The following is a 19,046-nucleotide window of genomic DNA, read 5'->3' as shown; positions in this document are numbered from 1 at the left end:
CTATATTCGGCCAAAACCGGCTTTTGAGGGCCAGCCATTCCACTCGGAGCATGTGGATATCAATGCCTATATGGACGATGGTCCAGGCAGGTTTGCCTCGCCCGCATTGTTCAGCCTGTTGATTAGATTTTTCGACCCGTCGTTTATCGACTTGTTTTCCGAGCTTAAACCAGGCAGTTATACCAAGGCGCAGTTGGCCGCTCACTACGGTTTCGATTCCTATGGGCTGAGTATCGCGCAATCCGATTATGACGATGGCAAGGATGACTATTTCCAGCGCGCTTACGTATGGGAGTCGGGTGCCTTCAAGATCAACGACGAGGCGAAATTCATCGTTGACGCAAATCATAATCGCTATATCGAAAATTTTGCCGTTATCCCCAAAGGCCCGGAGAATTTCGACTTCGAAAGCGACTCCCTTCGCAGCAAGCTGGCCAATTTCTTCCTGGAACGGAATATCGATCCGTCGGGTATCGGGCGCAAGGTCGAGATCAATTGGTCGGGTACCCGCATACTGAAGACAAAATTCACCAAGGACGATTACTGGAAGGCACACAATAATCTGGTCGAGCCTCTCCATTCGCCGATCTCGGCCTTGGCGGCTGGGTATGACAACTTCATGGCCAACCTCTTTGCCGAGGGATCCAATATGTTTTTGGACGATAGGATGAAGCCGGTCATCTACAGCGCCCAGGAGGGGGGCGAAATCGATGGTTATGAAACGACGACCGGGGTAGATATCGACGGTTTGAAGGAACTCGGCAAATTCGTAAGAAACGGGATTGTCTATATCGGCGCGGATGGCAAGGATGACATCACCGGCGAAAAGAACGATGACGAATTGCGTGGCTATATTGGCAACGATAAGTTGTCCGGCGAGGGCGGCGACGACACGCTGGACGGTGGCGAAGGCGATGATGAGCTGCACGGCGGCACCGGCAAAGACAAGCTGAAGGGCGGCGCCGACAAGGACAAGCTGCACGGCGACGAAGGCGACGATGAGCTGGATGGCGAAGCAGGTGACGACGAACTGCACGGTGGCGACGACAAGGACAAGCTGAAAGGCGGTGCCGACAATGACAAGCTGCACGGCGACGAAGGCGACGATGAGCTGGATGGCGAAGCCGGCAACGACGAGCTGCACGGTGGCAAGGACAAGGACAAGCTGAAGGGCGGCGCCGACAATGACAAGTTGCACGGCGACGAAGGCGACGATGAATTGGAAGGCGGCGCCGGCGCCGATGAATTGCATGGCGGTGCCGACAAGGACAAGCTGAAAGGCGATTCGGAAGCAGACAAGCTGTACGGCGACGGCGGCAACGACGAGTTGGACGGCGGCAGCGGTGCGGACGTATTGGTAGGTGGCGCCGACAATGATGTCCTCGAAGGCGGCGAGGGGATGGACATCCTATGGGGCAGTTCGGAAAGTTTCGAAGCGGATGGCGCGGACATCCTGAAGGGCGGCGCCGGCCTGGATATCTATCGCGCCTCGGTGGGCGATACCATCATCGATACCGATGGACAGGGGATCGTTCGCCTGCGCCAGCGTTATATCGACGGTGCCTGGCGCAAGAAGGGCGAAACGGCCTATTCCTCGTGGGATAAGAAGTTCACCTTTACCGTTTCCGGTTCCACCTTGGTGGTGAGCAGCGCGGAAGGTGCCCTGACCATCCAGAACTGGTCCAATGGCCAGCTGGATATCCGCCTGTCCGAAACCGACAAGGAGCTGCCTACCAAGCCGCCGTTCGATCCCAACCGCACCCGTGCGCAGATCGATCCGCTGGTACTGGACCTGAATCACGATGGCGTCATCCAGACGATTGGTTCGTACGAATCATCGGTCTATTTCGACTTCAACAAGGACCAGATCGCCGAACGGAGCGGTTGGATCAGCGCCGAGGACGGCATGCTCGTGTCCGACGACAACAAGAATGGCTTTGTCGACAATCTGGGCGAGTTGTTCGGGAATGCGACGGAAGATGGCTTCAGCAGCCTGCGGCGCCGCTATGACGACAATCAGGATGGCGTGGTCGATCGCTTCGACAGTCATTTCTCCGATCTGCTCGTCTGGCAGGATGCCAACCAGGATGGCGTGTCTCAGGCTGGCGAACTCAAGACCTTGGCGCAACTGGGCGTCAGCGCCATCAGTACCCGGTCCACCGAGGTCAATATCGGCAGCAAGGACAATCGGATCGCCGCTACCTCGGTGTTTGTGCAGGACGGCCAGGACCATCTTGCGGCCGACGTCCAGCTGGCGGTGGATTTCGCCCTGACCGATTCCAATCCCGCTCGCCATCTCGACGAAGAAATGGCATTGGATGATGCCGTGATCACACTCCCCCGATTGCGCGGTTTCGGCGCGGTCCGGGATCTGGCCTATGCCTGCCAGGCGGACAAGGGCTTGCTCGCCCAAGTCCAGGCCCTGATCGAAAGCGGCCGCGGCGCGGTCGAAGATGGCTTCGAAGGCATGCTGGCGAAATGGTCCGGCCTGGATGCGGCTTATCAGCGGCATGGCATGGCGCGGCAGGGTGCGCTTAAGATCCAGGACAAGGTATGGATTCTCGAATCGCTCAGCGGCATTGATGTCAATAAGTCGCTTATCGAACAGAATAACTTCTGGTCATCTTCCACGATGCGCTTTAGCGAACAATACATCGCCGAACGCTTCCGTTTTATTGTCGATCGCATGGAGATGAGTTTCAGCACCCAGGCCTTCAACAAGGATTGGCTGGCCGGGGTGTTCTATTCGGTGGAGCAGGATCGCTTCGATGCCTACCAGCCGACCGCCGCCAACGACAGCCTGGCTACCAAGCTCGGACAAGCCGCCAGCTACGAAGACGCGGTCGCGATGGCCCGCCTGCTGGCACGATTCAAGGCTGACCGTATTCCACTCGATATCGAACGCCTGCGCGGGATTGCCGCGACACTGGCCTATCCGGAGCCGATTACCTTTGCCCTCGACGGCGGTTTTGCACTGGGCGGTCGAGGCCAGGATGTACTGATCGGAACATCGGAACACGGCAATTGGCTGGACGGCGTCCAAGGCAACGATACTTTGCGCGGCGGTAGCGGCGCCGACCTGATACATGGCGGCACGGGCAATGATTCCCTGGAAGGCGGGTCAGGCAACGATCGCTATCTATTCGCGCAGGGCGATGGACAGGACATCATTCGCGATCAGGGGTACGCCCTCGACAAGATCGATTCCATCCGCTTCGGTGCCGGGATATCGGCCCTTGCGACCCGTGTCCGGCGGCATGCCAACGACCTGGTGCTGACTTTCGGCGATGGCGGGGATGCCATCACGGTGCAGCATTTTTTCTATGACTACGACAATGGCGCGTCTCAGATCGAACGCTTCGAATTCAGCGATGGCACCGTCTGGGATGTAGCCGCCATCAACGCGCTGGTCATCGTGCCAACGCAGGAAAGCGACGAGCTATATGGATACGCCGGCAACGATAGCCTGGTCGGCCTGGCAGGCAACGATACCCTCTACGGCAAAGGCGGGGACGATACGCTGAATGGTGGCGTAGGTAACGATTCGCTGCTGGGCGGCGCCGGCAGCGATCTCTATCTCTTCAAGCAGGGAGACGGTGAGGACACGATCAGCGAATACGCCAGCGGTGCATCCAATACCGACACGATCTCGCTGGGAGAAGGTCTGAACGTCGCTGCCACGAGCGTTACCCGCAAGGACGGCGATCTGATCCTGTCCTTTGGTGACGGCAGCGACCGTTTGATCGTATCCAACTACTTCTACGGCGATGCCGCGGGCGGAAATCAGATCGAGCATATCCGCTTTGCCGACGGCACCGACTGGACACCTGCCCTGATCAAGGAAATGGTTCGCCGTGCCACCGCGGGAGACGATCTTCTGTACGGCTATGCCACCGATGACCTGATCGCCGGGTTGGCCGGCCATGATCAGCTGTTCGGCGCCAACGGTAACGACACCCTGAACGGCGGCCTCGGCAACGACACCCTGCAAGGGGGCGCGGGGAGCGATATCTACCAGTTCGCGCGCGGCGACGGCAACGACATCCTCCTTGACCATAGTGAATGGAAGGAGTCGGTGGATGTGCTGCGCTTGGGCAGCGGCATCAAGGTCGCCGATACCCGTGCCAGCAGGAACGGTGACGCACTACGCCTGGATTTCGGTCAAAACGACAGCATCCTCGTGAGCGACTTTTTCATCAGGGAAGGCACCAGCGCTACACAGTTGGAGCGCATTGAATTCGTCGACGGCACCGTATGGGATATCGCTGCTATCAAGCTGCAGGTCCTGAAAGCCACGGAAGGCGCGGATAGCTTGGTCGGCTACACCTCCGACGACAGCATCGCCGGCGCAGGCGGCAACGACAGCCTGCATGGCGAGATGGGGCGCGACACCTTGCGCGGCGGAGCCGGTGACGATTATCTGATCGGCGGCGGTGGCGATGATTTGCTGGAGGGCGGCTCGGGCTCCGACCTATTGCAAGGTGGCGGCGGTGCGGACCGCTATCAGTTCTCCCGTGGCGACGGAACGGATCGCATCGTCGACTTCGACCCCGGCAATATGATCGACGTCGTGAGCCTGGGTGGTGATTTCACCACGGCCAATACGCGCGCCAAGCGCGTGGGCGACGATCTGCGGCTGTCGTTTGCCAATAGTAGCGATAGCATCACCATTGATGGCTATTTCGGTAACGATGGCACCAACGGCAGCCAGATCGAGCGCATCGAGTTCAGCAATGGCGATAGCTGGGATGTCGCCACCGTCAAGCTGATGGTTATCCAGGCCAGCGCCGATGCGGACGAAATCCATGGTTACGAAAACGCCGAGCAATTGGCGGGTCTGGCTGGCGACGACAAGCTGCATGGCCACGGTGGCGACGATACCGTACTGGGCGGGACGGGCCGGGACACCCTGCTGGGCGACGGCGGCAATGATTCGCTATCGGGCGATGACGGCGACGACGTGCTCGACGGCAGTGTCGGCAACGACACCCTGGATGGGGGGAGCGGTGCGGACAGGCTGGTCGGTGGCGAGGGTAACGACGTCTATCTGTTCGGCCAAGGGAGCGGCCAGGACGTGATCGAGAACTACGACGGCAGCCAAGGCAGGAACGACGTGATTCGTTTCAAGGCGGGTGTGCTGCCGGCCGATGTGCGCATTACACGTACCAATTCCGACCTGATTGCATCGCTGAACGGCGGGGTGGACAGCGTCCGCGTCGCGCGATTCTTCGACAATGAGGGGGCTGGCAATAGCCGGATCGACCGCTTCGAATTCGCCGACGGCTCGGTCTGGAATATCGATGCGATCAAGGCGCAGGCCCTAAAGCCCAGCGAGGGCGCGGACAGCTTGTATGGCTATGTCGGTAACGACAGCTTCGGCGGTGGCTTGGGCAACGACCTGCTCCATGGTTTTGACGGTGACGATACCCTGGCCGGCGATGCCGGCGACGACCTGCTACTAGGCCAACTCGGCAGCGACCATCTCGATGGCGGCGAGGGCAACGACAGTCTGGCAGGCGCACTGGGTAACGATACGCTGCTGGGCGGCGCCGGCGATGACACGCTCGACGGCGGCGAAGGCGACGATAGCCTGGAAGGCGGCGGCGGTATCGATGGCCTGGCCGGTGGTTTGGGCGATGATCGCTATATCGTGTCGGCACTGGGCGGCCAGGTCAGGATCGACGACAGCGCAGGTGCAGATATCCTGCAAATGCAGTTCGAGGCCGCGCAACTGATGCTCCGGCGCGAAGGAAATGATCTGGTCATCCATATCGTCGGCACGGAGCAGTTTGTCCGAGTCGCCAACCAGTTCTTCCCGCAGGCCGATGGCTTGGGCAGCAATGGCGTGGAATCCATCGTGCTGGCCGACGGTACCCGTTGGAACATGGAGACGATCAAAAAGCTGGTGCTGGTATCGACCGACGGTGACGACACGATTCAAGGCCATCCGGGCAACGACGCCGTGTCGGGCGGAGCAGGCCACGATGTGCTGATGGGCGGGGAAGGTAACGATACGCTATTGGGTGAAGCCGGCAACGACCATCTGTTTGGCGAAGGCGGCAGCAACCAGCTGGAAGGCGGCTCGGGCGACGATACCTTGGAGGGCGGCTGGGAAGGCGACGCACTCCTGGGTGGCGACGGTAGCGACGAGCTGCTGGGAGGTGGTGGCCTGGACAGTCTGAACGGCGATGAAGGCGATGACCGTCTCGACGGCGGCAGCGAGCAGGACCGCTTGTCCGGTGGTGCCGGCAACGATGCCCTGCTCGGCGGCGATGGCGACGATACCTTGCGTGGCGACGACGGTGACGACCTGCTGCAGGGCGGCGGCGAAGGCGACCGCCTGGAAGGCGGCGACGGCAACGATAGCCTGCAAGGCAATGGCGGGGCCGATACCCTGCTGGGTGGCGCCGGCGACGACGAACTGGTCGCCTCCGACGATGTCTGGCAGAGAGAGGGAAATTATCTTGAGGGCGGTAGAGGCAACGACACCCTGTACGGTTCCTACGGCGATGACCAATACGGCTTCAGCCTGGGCGACGGCAAGGACCTGTTGATCGAAACCCGGCCGGACGAGGCCTTCAACAATATCGATGCCTCGCAGGACACCCTGGTGTTCGGCGCCGGCATCACCACGGCGGATATCGGCTTCTTCCGCATCGGTTTCGATCTGGTCATCCGCCATACCAACGGTGCCGACGAAATCACCGTGCAGAACTGGTTCGGCAATATCGCCACCGACCACTTCAAGCTCGACAGCGTGGTCTTCCATGATGGCGCCACGCTCGATCTGGCGGGTATCGAAGCGCGCGTCATCACGCTCGGAACGGCGCAAGCCGATACCCTGATGGGTTACCGTGGCAATGCCGACGATATCCGCGCCGGGGCCGGCAACGACAAGCTGTTCGGCTTCAGCGGCAACGACAAACTGTCCGGCGAAGACGGCGACGACACCGTGATGGGCGGCAACGGCATGGCCGGCCAGACCGGTGACGACAGCCTGTACGGCGGCATCGGCCGCGACAATCTGTTTGGCGAAGACGGCAACGACCTGCTGATGGGCGAGGCCGGCGACGACTATCTCGAAGGCGGGCTTGGCAACGACCTGCTGCAAGGGGGTACCGAGAACGACCAACTGAGCGGCGGCGAAGGCGACGACCAGCTGCAGGCCGGCGCCGGCAACGACAAGTACGTCTTCACCGGCAACTGGGGCAAGGACGTGATCGACAATGCCGGCGGCGGCAGCGACTGGTTGTTCTTCTCCGAGCTGGAACGGGCGCAGCTGAGCTTCAAGCAGGAGGGCAAGGACCTGTTGATCGGTGTGGTGGGTGACGCCACGCGCACGGTACGGGTGCTGAACCACTTCAATGGCGGCGCTGCGGCCATCGCCTATGTCCAGCCGAAGGGCGGCAATGCCTTGTCGGCGACCGATATCGCCTCGCTGCTCGGCGGCGGTGGCACCATCACCGGTACGGCCGGCAACGACAATCTGTCGGGCACCGCCCAAGCCGACCTGATGGCCGGCGGCACCGGCAACGACACCCTGTTCGGCCAGGCCGGCAACGACACGGTGCGCGGTGAAGTCGGCGACGACTACCTCGACGGCGGCACCGGTAACGACAGCCTGGAAGGCGGCACCGGCAAGGACCAATTGACCGGCGGCGAAGGCGACGACCGACTGCTGGGTGGCAGCGAAGACGACAAGTACGTCTTCACCGGCAACTGGGGCAAGGACGTCATCGACAATACCGGCGGCGGCAGCGATTGGCTGTTCTTCTCCGAACTGGAAAAAGCCCAGCTGAGCTTCAAGCAGGAAGGCCAGGACCTCGTCATCGGCGTGGTGGGCGATGCCAACCGCACGGTACGGGTGCTGAACCACTTCAGCGGTGGCGCAGCCGCCATCGCCTACCTGCAACCGAAGAGCGGCAACGCCCTGTCGGCGGCCGATATCGCCCGACTCCTGCCGGTCGATCCGAATCCGCCTACGCCCGGTACCGGCGGCAGCGGCCCGGCCAACCCGGCCGACTTCAACCAGGTCAAGGAAGGCACCGCCAATGCCGACCAACTGAGCGGCGGACCGACCAAGGACCTGCTGCGCGGCCTGGGTGGCGACGACCAGCTGTTCGGCGGTGCCGGCAATGACCGTCTGGAAGGCGGCGATGGCAACGACTACCTGTCCGGCGGCTACGGCAGCGGCAATAGCGGCGACGACCTGCTGATCGGCGGGGCTGGCGACGACCAGCTGAACGGCGAAGACGGCAACGACCGGCTGGAAGGGGGCGCGGGCAACGACAGCTATGTGTTCGACGGCGCCTCGCAAGACGTCATCGACAACAGCGGCGGCGGCAGCGACGGCATCTTCCTGGCCGACGGCATCGGCGCCGCCCGCCTCAGCTTCCAGCGCGACGGCGACGACCTGCTGGTGGTGGTCGATAAGCAGCTGACCACCTCCCTCCGCGTGCTCAAGCACTTCAAGGGCGGCGAGATGGCCATTGCCTATGTGCAGCCCAGCGGCGGCAATATGTTCACCGCCGCGACCATCGCGCAGATGGTGGCCGCGCAAACCATCCCGGGCGGCTACGAGACCCTGCAGGACGGCGACGCCAACGGCAACAAGCTGACCGGCGCGGCAAGCCGCGACCTGCTGCGCGGCCTGGGCGGCGACGACACCCTGTTCGGCGGGCTGGGCAACGACCGGCTGGAAGGCGGCGACGGCAATGACTACCTATCGGGTGGTTACGGCAATGTCGCCAACACCGGCGACGATATCCTGGTCGGCGGCGCCGGCAGCGACACCCTCAACGGCGAAGATGGCAAAGACCGGCTGGAAGGCGAAGCCGGCAATGACTTCTATATGCTGGCCAAGGGTGCCGGCGCCGACGTCATCAAGGACTTCGACGCCACCGCCAACAACAGCGACACGGTGCAGTTCAAGGACGTGAAGTCGACCGAAGTGACGGCGGTGCAAAAGGCCGGCGTCAACCTGGTGCTGAAGTACGGCGCGACCGACCAGCTGACGGTGGAGAACTACTTCGACGCCACCAATGCGGTCGCCTACCGGGTGGAACGGTTCACCTTCAGCGACAGCGTGGTCTGGACCAATACCCAGATCCAGGCCAAGGCGGTCACGGTGGCGGGCTTGCAAGCCGCCGCGCTGCCACGGCCGCCGATGGTGGAGACGGTGTCGGTGGACCAGCAGCTGGCCAGCCTGGTCAGCGCCATGGCGGGTTTCTCGCCGATGGATGCGGCTCAGTGGCAGCAGACCGTGCCGGGGCACGAGATGCATGTGCCGCTGATGACGGCGAATCGCTTGATGTAAGCCGTTGAAGCGGTAGTAGCAAGGAAAACCCGGGCCGAATTTTTTGGTCCGGGTTTGTTTCATTTTCTGTAACGTGGGAAGCGAGCCGGTTGAAAAGTAAGTCAAAATTAATGTGAAATTTCATCGATTCCTTTCTCATTGTTCTGGCGGCTTTTGTTCCGGCTGACTGTTTTCTATAATTACCCCAAGCGTCGTTCTTTTTGTGTTTGTTGTTGGCTGCAAATCTTTGCTCAGATCCTCCATTTTTTTTAATGCGTGTTCTGCGATTGCAGTTGATTTTCTAATTTCAGCATTTGCTTGAGCTTTATTATGTAGCTCCTCCGTTACTCTGGCTTTATCTGCCAATCTTTTTTCCTCCGCTTGTTTTTCTGCCTCTTCTATTGGGTCTCGAACAAGCAAGGCGTTCTGGGTTTTTGGGGAGGTAAGTTCTTCGAAGGTCCAGTACTTAGTAGGCAGATCTTCAAACCATTTGTATTCGTTGCTGGCATCTGAAATTGTACCCATTAGAGAAGCTGTTTTTACTTTTTCTCTTTCGGCTTCTATTTTATCTCCCTTTTTTTGAATCTTCTCTTTTTGCGTGGCGCGCACGTTTTCTATCTCTTCTGGCGTTAAACGCCCCCCGAGTTCGACCTTCTCCTTCCCAGTGAGAGTTTTCGTAGTCGGCTGCGTGGTAGCATCAGGGGCTCGCTGTGCGTTTTTCTTAGCGGTAGGCAGATATTTCTTATATACCTTGTTGTCTACTAGTGGAGCCTTGGTGTGATTGCTTGCTAAGCATTCTTTATTGAACTTGGTGGATCTTTTTTGCTTCCCAATGATGGGCGTCGCGTTGGATTGGATGAGATTTCTCCTGGGAGGATTTTTTTCTGGTATCGATGGAGCTGCCCAGGGTGAAAATAGTCTAATTGCTTCTAGCTGCGGCGAGTTGGGTTCTATTGTTGTCGCCCCCATTTTGCCGATAGGTGGTTTTTCGGTATTTGAGTCCGACTTTGTCCCGTTGGTAGGTCTGTTTAGAAGAGGGTAATTGCTTGGTGGTGTAGAATTCATGCGCGTGTAAATTTTCTATAAAATAGACATTTACAATTATTCCTGAAATTTTAATTTTCTTCTTTCGTAAAATTTAAATTGTTTTGGTTTAAAACTATCGAAAAATTCTTAGATATTGGATTTGTTGATGGCAAGAATAAAGTAGCGCCCTTCCGGCGATCGGTAACATCCCCCAATCCGCCCCCAGCAAGCTAGTCAACTGCCACAAAGCCCTGACGGATACCGAGCGCAGTGGGAAAGACGCAAAGCCAGTGTTGCAGTCCGCGCAACGCGGCCCTGCCCATGCCAGCGCGCCATATATCCCCCCATCCCACCAGACTATACTGAGCCACCACCGCAAGCGGAGCGCAGTCATGTCGGCCATTGATCCCTTATTCGAACGCTACGGCGAAAGCCACCAGAACCCCTTCAACAAGCGCGTGCACTGGCTGTGCGTGCCCTTGATCACCTTCAGCCTGCTGGGCATGCTGTGGGCGGCCACGCCTTGGCTGGCGATCACCTTTGTATTGTTAAGCCTGGTCTATTACCTGCGCTTGTCGCCCGCCATTGCCCTGGGCATGCTGCTGATGGCGGCGGCGATGCTGGCCGTGTTGAGCCAGTTGCCGAAGGTGCTGTGGTTCAGCGTGGCGATCTTCGTACTGGCCTGGATCGGCCAATTCGTCGGGCACAAGGTGGAAGGCAAGAAGCCGTCCTTTTTCGACGACCTCAAGTTCCTGCTGATTGGTCCGGCCTGGTTATTGGGCTTTGTCTACCGCAAATACCAGATCGCTTATTGAAACGGTATTTACCGCCTACCACTGCCGGTTTGCCGCGATCAAGGCGGTCGCCTCGGCGGCGGGCAGCGGTTTGGCGAAGAAATAACCCTGGGCGAAATCGCAGGCCATCTCGCGCAATGCCGCCAACTGCTCGGCGGTCTCCACCCCTTCGGCGATCACCGCCATGCCCAGGTTGCGGGCCAGCAGCACGATCGCACGTACGATCTCGCGGCTGAAGCGGTCTTCGGTGACCTGGCGCACGAAGGAGCCGTCGATCTTCAAGACATTGGACGGAAAACGGTGCAGATAGGACAGCGATGAGTAGCCGGTGCCGAAATCGTCCATCAGGATCTGGATGCCGCGGGCGCGGATCGCTTCCAGCATGGCGATGATGGCATCGGTGTTGTCCATCAGGATGCTCTCGGTGATCTCCAGTTCCAGCCTGCCCGGTTCGATGCCGGCCAGGGCGATGGCGGCATCGATCTGTTCCACCAGGTCGGGCTGGTTGAACTGCTTGCCGGACAGATTGACGCTGACGCGCAGCATCTGGTCGGGGAAGATCCGCTGCCAGGCGGCAATCTGCTGCGCCGAGGTTTCCAGCATCTGCCGGCCAAGCTGGTTGATCAGGCCGATTTCCTCCGCCAGCGGGATAAATTCCGCCGGGCTGATCAGTTGGCCACCGGGTTGTTGCCAGCGTACCAAGGCTTCGAAGGCGGCAATGCGGCCGCTCTCCAGATCGACGATGGGTTGGAAATACGGCAGGAACTCATGGGCCGCCAGGGCGCGGCGCATTTCCTGTTCCATTTTCAGCGCGCGCAGCATGGTGCCCTGCATGGCGCGGTCGAATACTTCCATCTTGCCGCGGCCACGCTGCTTGGCGCGGTGCATGGCGGTATCGGCGTCCCGTATCATTTCCTCCGGATGGGCGTAGCCGCCGGACGACAGGGCGATGCCGACGCGGGCGCCGGGATAGACCTCGTGACCTTCCAGGTCGATGGGCTTGGCCAGTTCGGTCAGCATGGCTTCGGTGAAGCGCATGGCTTCGGCCGGATCGGCGATGGCGTCCAGCAGGATGGCGAACTCGTCGCCGCCGAAACGGGCCACCACGTCGCCGGGCCGTTGCACCTGGGCCAGCCGTTCGGCGGTCACCCGCAGGATGCGGTCGCCGGTGGCGTGGCCGAAGCTGTCGTTGATATAGCGGAAACGCTCCAGGTTGAGGCAAAGCACCGCGCACAGATATTCGGGGTCGCGAGTGGCATGGCCAAGGGCGAAGCCGAGAAAATCGGTGAACATGGCCCGGTTGGCCAGGCCGGTGAGATTGTCGTGCAGGGCATCATAGAGCATCTGCTCTTCGGCCCGCTTGCGCTCGGTGATATCGGTCAGCGAACCGGCCATGCGGAAAGCCAGGCCCGTGTCCGGGTCTATCATCGCCATGCCCCGGGTCAGCATCCAGCGCCAGCTGCCATCCTTGTGCCGCATGCGATGCTCGGCCTCGAAGTGCGGCGTTTCTCGCTTCAGATGCTGGATAAGCTGGACGCGCAGACCTTCGCTTTCGTCCGGATGGGCCAACATCAGCCAGGTTTCCGGCAGCGGATCGGCCAGCTCTTCTTCCTCATAGCCCAGCATGGTTTTCCAGCGGGGCGAGAAATAGATGCTGTCGTCGCGGATATTCCAGTCCCACAGCCCGTCATTGGCGCCACGGATAGCCAACTCGTAGCGTTCCTGGCTTTCGCGCAGGGCCAGTTCGGCTTCGCGCTTGGCACGGCGGTTGCCGGTTTCGCGCAGCTCGCGCTCGACCACGCTGGCCAGCCGTTTCAGATGGGTCTTGAGGATAAAGTCGTTGACGCCGGCCTTCATCATGGCCACGGCCGACTCTTCGCCTATGGTGCCGGTCACCACGATAAACGGGATGAGCTGGCTATGCTCGCGGAAGACTTTCAGCGCTTCCTGCGCCGAAAAATGCGGCATCGAATAGTCGGACAGGATCAAGTCCCAGGCGCTGCCGTCCATGGCGGCACGCATGGCTTCCGGCGTATCGACCCGTTTGTACTCGATGACAAAGCCCTGGCGGCGCAGGGCGAGGATATTCAGTAATGCGTCATCTTCCGAATCATCGACGACGAGTACATTGAGCGTTTTTTCGGTGAGGGCGATTTCGTCCATCGGTCCATCAGCTCTGGACGGGTTCGTTCAACATCAGCCAATAGATGCCTACCTGCTTGACCACTTCCATGAACTGCATGAAATCGACCGGCTTGCGGATATAGCTGTTGGCGCCCAGGCTATAGCTCTTGATCAAGTCGTCCTCTTCCTTGGACGTGGTCAGTACCACCACCGGAATCAATTTGGTGGTCTCGTGATTGCGGATCTGCCGTAGCACCTCGATGCCGTTCAGCTTGGGTAGCTTGATGTCGAGCAGGATCAATACCGGCAACTCGCCCATATCGCGGCCGGCATGCGCGCCCAGGCCATATAGATAGTCGATGGCTTCCTGGCCATCGCGAGCGACGACGATTCGATTCTGGATGCCGTTCTTGCCGAAGGCACGAATCGTCAGCGCTTCATCATCCGGATTGTCTTCCACCAGCAGAATCGAGGTTTGCATGCCGCTTCCCGAGGGCGAGCAGAACCCGCCGAATATATGAACTCGCTTCTACACTAGACCACGCGAGGCCTACAGAGCAAGCGCACGCGCGGTCCAGTCCAGCTACTACGATTTATTGCAGGTTCTTCGACACGATTTCATACACGTCACGCGATAGACCGGCATGGGCAGCCACCCGCTCCAGGGCCGAACGCATGCCGGCACGGCGGCCAGGCTCCAGCTTCTTCCAGCGGTTGAAGCAGCCGGCCAGGCGAGCCGCCATCTGCGGATTGAGCTTGTCCACGGCCAGGATGGTATCGGCGGCGAATTCGTAGCCCGACCCGTCCGCCGCGTGGAAGCCGGCCAGATTGCTGTGCAGGAAGGCGCCCACCAGGGCACGTACCTTGTTGGGGTTGGTCAGGGCAAAGGCCGGATGCTGCATCAGTGCCTTGACCTTGGCCACCGTGCCGAGGCGGCGGCTGATGGCCTGCAAGGTGAACCACTTGTCCATCACCAGCGCTTCCTCGGCCCATTTGGCGGCAAAGCCGGCCAAGGCGGCATCGCCTTCGGCCCAGTTCACTAGTCCAGTCAGCGCGGCTTGGGAGTCGGTCATATTGTCGGCACGGGCAAACTGCTGCTCCGCCAGTTCCAGCATGGCCGGCTCATCCAGTTCGGCCAGGTAGGACAGCGCCACGTTCTTCAAGGAGCGGCGTGCCACGGACTGCGCATCGAAGCGATAGGCACCCTGATCCTGCAAGCGGCTATAGACCGCCTTGAATTCGCTGCGCAAGGCACGGGCCAGGCCCAGCTTCATGGCTTCGCGAGCGGCGCGGATGGCGTCCGGATCGATTTCGGACTGCTGGTCGGCCAGGTAAGTCTCGGCCGGCAGCGTCAGCATCAGTGCCACCAGCGCCGGGTCGAGCGCATCGTCCGCCAGTACCTGGCGCATGGCCGAGACGAAATCGTCCTTCAAGCCCAGCTCGCCACCCGCGCGGGCAGCCTCGATCAGCGTCTGCAGATCCTGCAGCATCATGGTCTGGCCGGCTTCCCAGCGGCAGAAAGCATCGCTGTCGTGGGCCATCTGCAAGGCGAGTTGGGCGCGGCTATAGGGGAAGTCGAGTTTGACCGGCGCCGAGAAATTACGCAGCAGCGACGGCACCGGCGCCACCGGCACATTGATAAAGGTGAAGGACTGGCTGGCTTCCTGGACCGACAGCACGCGGGTGCCGGCCAGTGCTTCTTGCTCGCCTGCCAGCTGCAGAGGCAGATCGGCGCCGTCGGGGCCGAGCAGGCCCAGCGCCAGCGGAATATGCATGGGCAGCTTTTCGCCCTGGCCGGGGGTGGCCGGGCAGGTTTGCGAGACGGTCAGCGTATAGCTTGCGGCCGCCGCATCGTACTGGCCGCGCACGCTGAGCGTCGGCGTGCCGGCTTGCGAATACCAGCGCGCGAATTGGTTCAGGTCGTAGTCATTGGCATCGGCCATGGCCGCGCGGAAATCGTCGCAGGTCACGGCCTGGCCGTCGTGGCGCTTGAAGTACAGATCCATACCGCGGCGGAAGCCGTCGCGACCGAGCAGGGTCTGGTACATGCGCACCACTTCCGCGCCCTTTTCGTAGACCGTGACGGTATAGAAATTATTGATCTCGATATAGCTTTCCGGCCGGATCGGGTGGGCCATGGGGCCGGCATCCTCGGCGAACTGATGGGTGCGCAGGGTGCGGACCGCTTCGATGCGCTGCACCGGCGCGCTACCCATATCGGCCGAGAATTCCTGGTCGCGGAAAACGGTCAGGCCTTCCTTCAACGACAGCTGGAACCAATCGCGGCAAGTCACCCGGTTGCCGGTCCAGTTGTGGAAGTATTCATGGGCGATCACCGCCTCGATACCGTCGAAATCCACATCGGTAGCCGTGTCGGAACGGGCCAGCACGTACTTGGTATTGAAGATGTTGAGGCCCTTGTTCTCCATGGCGCCCATATTGAAGTCGCCCACGGCGACGATCATATAGGTATCCAGGTCGTACTCCAGGCCGAAGCGCTGCTCATCCCACAGCATGGATTTCTTCAGCGAGGCCATGGCGTGATCGCACTTGTCGAGGTCGGCCGGCTCCACCCAGATTTCCAGCGCCACTTCGCGGCCCGAGCTCGTGGTGTAGCGGTCCGCCAGGCGCGACAGCTTGCCGCCCACCAGGGCAAACAGGTAGGCCGGCTTCTTGAACGGATCGACCCATTTCACCCAGTGGCGATTGCGGTCCAGCGTGCCTTCGCCGACCCGGTTGCCGTTGGAAAGCAGCACCGGCCATTTGTTCTTGTCGGCCACGATGGTGGTGGTGAAACGCGCCATCACATCGGGGCGATCCAGGTAGTAGGTGATCTTGCGAAAGCCTTCGGCCTCGCATTGCGTATAGAAATTGCCGCCCGAGCGATACAGGCCGTTCAGGCTGGTATTGGTCTCGGGATGGATGACGGTCACGATTTCCAGGATGGCATTGTCCGGCATGGCGGCAATGGTCAAGGACTCGGCATCGGTCTGGTAGCGGCTGCCGTCCAGGATCTCGCCATCGAGCTTGACCGATTCCAATGTCAGTTCCTTGCCATCCAGGGTCAGCGGCGCGCGGGCGTCCGGATGGTCTGGATTGCGGTGCAGCACCAGGCGCGAACTGACTCGGCTATGGTCCTCATCCAGGTCGAAGGTCAGGTCGACCTTGTCGATCAGGAAGGCCGGCGGAGTGTAGTCCTTGAGCTGGATGGGCTGCGGTGTGTTGACATCGAGTTTGGCCATTGCGGATTTTCTCAGGCTGCGCCGAGACGGCAGGATCACTGCTTCTCGTCTGGAGTAAAAATGGTGAACGCGTGATTATAAGCCTGCGCTGGTGGAGGCGCGGCGAATTTAGGCGGGCGCTTTACGAGCCTGATGCAAAGGGTGCGGCAGAGCGGATCCACCAGGCGCGAATCCTGTCACCCGGGCTTCAGGCAATCTCTATTCTTTATATGTAGATACCGCGATATGGATAGACGTAAAGATTCATTTTTCGCATAAGAGGTCGCTGCTATTCTGCCACGCTGAATCCGTCAGTTTCTTTTGGTTCCAGGACAGCCCGGCGGAGCGGCACAAACGACCGGGCATCCAGACCAACCTTGCGCAATAGCCGTTTTGCAGAGTCTTAGCCATGTATATCTATGACGATTACGATCAGAAGATCGTTGACCAGCGTGTGGTCCAGTTTCGCGACCAGACCCGCCGTTTCCTTGCGGGTGACCTGACGGAAGACGAATTCCGTCCGCTGCGCTTGCAGAACGGCCTCTATATCCAGCGCCATGCGCCCATGCTGCGCGTCGCCATTCCCTACGGCCATCTACGCAGCGACCAATTGCGGGTGCTGGCCGGCATTGCCCGCAAGTACGACCGCGACTACGCCCATTTCACGACCCGCCAGAATATCCAGTACAACTGGCCGCGCCTGGAAGATGTGCCGGATATCCTGGCCGAGCTGGCCACCGTGCAGATGCACGCGGTCCAGACCTCCGGCAACTGCGTGCGCAACACGACCAGCGACCAGTTCGCCGGCGTGGCCCATGACGAGCTGATCGACCCGCGCCCATGGTGCGAGCTGATCCGCCAGTGGTCCACCTTCCACCCCGAGTTCGCCCATCTGCCGCGCAAATTCAAGATCGCCGTATCGGGCTCGGTCGAGGATAGGGCCGCTACCTGGGTACACGATATCGGTGTGCACGTGGTCAGCAACGAGGCCGGCGAGACCGGCTTCAAGGTCATTGTCGGCGGTGGCCTGGGCCGTACCCCCATGGTGGGCGCGGTGATTCGCGACTTTCTGCCCAAGGAGCATCTGCTCAGCTACTTCGACGCCATCCTGCGCGTCTACAACCGCTATGGCCGGCGCGACAACAAGTACAAGGCGCGCATCAAGATACTGGTCAAGGCCATGACCCCCGCGGCGTTCGCCGCCAAGGTGGAGGCCGAATGGGCGCATCTGCGCGATGGGCCCATGACCCTGACGCAGGCCGAGATCGAGCGCGTCGCGGCCCACTTCACTGCTCCCTCCTATCAGGTCCTGGCGGGCGACGATGCCGGCTTCCTGCGCTTGCAGGCGGATAATCCGGCCTTCGCCCGTTGGGTGAAGCGCAATGTGTTCAAGCATAAGCGCCCCGGCTATGCCGCCGTGACCCTGTCGCTCAAGCCCACCGGCGTGCCGCCGGGCGATGCGAGCAGCGCCCAGCTGGATAGCGTGGCCGACTTGGCGGACCGCTATTCATTCGGCGAGGTACGCGTCTCGCACGAGCAGAACCTGATCCTGGCCGACGTACGCCAGAGCGACCTGGCCGCCGTGTGGGAGGAGGCCAGGGCGCTGGGTTTCGCCACGCCCAATATCGGCTTGTTGACCGACATTATCTGCTGCCCCGGCGGAGACTTTTGTTCGCTCGCCAATGCCAAATCCATCCCCATCGCCGAAGCCATCCAGCGCCGCTTCGACGACCTCGACTATCTATTCGACCTGGGCGAGATCGATATCAATATCTCCGGCTGCATGAACGCCTGCGGCCACCACCACGTCGGCCATATCGGCATCCTGGGCGTGGATAAGAGCGGATCCGAGTGGTACCAGGTATCGCTGGGCGGGCGGCAAGGCCATGGCGCCAGCCTGGGCAAGGTGATCGGCCCCAGCTTCGCCCAGGACGATATGGCCGATGTCATCGGCCAGATCATCGAAGTCTTCGCCGCCAACCGGGAGGGTGACGAGCGCTTTCTCGACGTGGTGGACCGGCTGGGCATCGATCCATTCAAGGCGCGTATCTATCAAAAGGAGCGGGCGCATGGGTAAGTCCCCCCACCTGATCCGGCTGGACCGCGCCAGCGGCCGGCGCGAGATCGTCGCCAACCACTGGCTGCGGGTAGCGGAAGCCAGCGACGACGCGGTTCCGCCGCATACCCTGCTGCCCTTGTCGGAGTGGCTGGCGCGGCGTGACGAATTGCTTGAGCGGACCGACGTAGGCGTCTGGTTCAAGCCGGACGATGAGCCCGAATCCTTGGGTGACGATGCCCGCCGCCTCAGCGTGATCGCCGTGGACTTCCCCGCCTTCACCGATGGCCGCGGCTTCAGCATCGGCCGGTTGCTACGCGAGCGTTACGGCTACGCGGGCGAGTTGCGCGCGGTCGGCGATGTATTCAAGGACACCATGCTCTATCTGCGCCGCTGCGGTTTCGATGCCTTCGAAGTCCGTATCGACAAGGACGTGGAAGACGCCGCCAAGGGCCTGGACGATTTCGACGAGTTCTACCAGAACGGCGTGGACCAGCCCTTGCCGCTGTTCCGCCGGCGGAGCGCTTGAG

General features: G+C 60.8%; 8 protein-coding genes. 4 read left to right on the top strand and 4 right to left on the bottom strand.

Annotated features, from left to right (window positions below; translation table 11 throughout):
• The first annotated feature begins 52 nt into the window (after positions 1-52).
• Positions 53-9,316, top strand: coding sequence for a calcium-binding protein (locus FNU76_RS25010; RefSeq protein WP_179958367.1), 9,264 nt, complete (start codon positions 53-55; stop codon positions 9,314-9,316).
• 135 nt (positions 9,317-9,451) lie between these two features.
• On the opposite strand, the gene FNU76_RS05890 is transcribed toward FNU76_RS25010, so the two are convergent.
• A complete protein-coding gene (locus FNU76_RS05890) occupies positions 9,452-10,360 on the bottom strand; it encodes a hypothetical protein (RefSeq protein WP_143856844.1) in 909 nt (302 codons plus the stop codon).
• A 353-nt stretch (positions 10,361-10,713) separates the two neighbouring features.
• On the opposite strand from FNU76_RS05890, the gene FNU76_RS05885 reads away from it, so the two are divergent.
• Positions 10,714-11,136, top strand: a complete 423-nt coding sequence (locus FNU76_RS05885) for an Mpo1 family 2-hydroxy fatty acid dioxygenase (protein ID WP_143856843.1) — start codon at positions 10,714-10,716, stop codon at positions 11,134-11,136.
• A gap of 15 nt (positions 11,137-11,151) precedes the next feature.
• Here FNU76_RS05885 and FNU76_RS05880 read toward each other — a convergent pair whose 3' ends face one another.
• The 3 genes from FNU76_RS05880 to pepN all read right to left on the bottom strand — a co-directional run bounded on the left by FNU76_RS05880 (position 11,152) and on the right by pepN (position 16,481).
• Positions 11,152-13,278 carry a putative bifunctional diguanylate cyclase/phosphodiesterase gene (locus tag FNU76_RS05880; protein ID WP_143856842.1) on the bottom strand — a complete coding sequence of 709 codons (2,127 nt, stop codon included), beginning with the start codon at positions 13,276-13,278 and terminating at the stop codon, positions 11,152-11,154.
• A 7-nt stretch (positions 13,279-13,285) separates the two neighbouring features.
• A complete protein-coding gene (locus FNU76_RS05875; protein ID WP_143856841.1) occupies positions 13,286-13,720 on the bottom strand; it encodes a response regulator in 435 nt (144 codons plus the stop codon).
• A gap of 112 nt (positions 13,721-13,832) precedes the next feature.
• Complete coding sequence (pepN, locus tag FNU76_RS05870; RefSeq protein WP_143856840.1) at positions 13,833-16,481, bottom strand: aminopeptidase N; 2,649 nt, start codon at positions 16,479-16,481, stop codon at positions 13,833-13,835.
• 388 nt (positions 16,482-16,869) lie between these two features.
• Here pepN and FNU76_RS05865 point away from each other — a divergent pair, with 388 nt between their 5' ends.
• A complete protein-coding gene (locus FNU76_RS05865) occupies positions 16,870-18,537 on the top strand; it encodes a nitrite/sulfite reductase (RefSeq protein ID WP_143856839.1) in 1,668 nt (555 codons plus the stop codon).
• Positions 18,530-19,045, top strand: coding sequence for a DUF934 domain-containing protein (locus FNU76_RS05860; protein ID WP_143856838.1), 516 nt, complete (start codon positions 18,530-18,532; stop codon positions 19,043-19,045). The genes FNU76_RS05865 and FNU76_RS05860 overlap by 8 nt, the downstream gene beginning before the upstream one ends.
• Position 19,046 lies beyond the last annotated feature (1 nt).

The organism is Chitinimonas arctica (assembly GCF_007431345.1).
Lineage (GTDB): Bacteria > Pseudomonadota > Gammaproteobacteria > Burkholderiales > Chitinimonadaceae > Chitinimonas > Chitinimonas arctica.
Note: the sequence above shows the minus strand (reverse complement) of the source record. Positions and strands in the feature narration are given on the sequence as shown.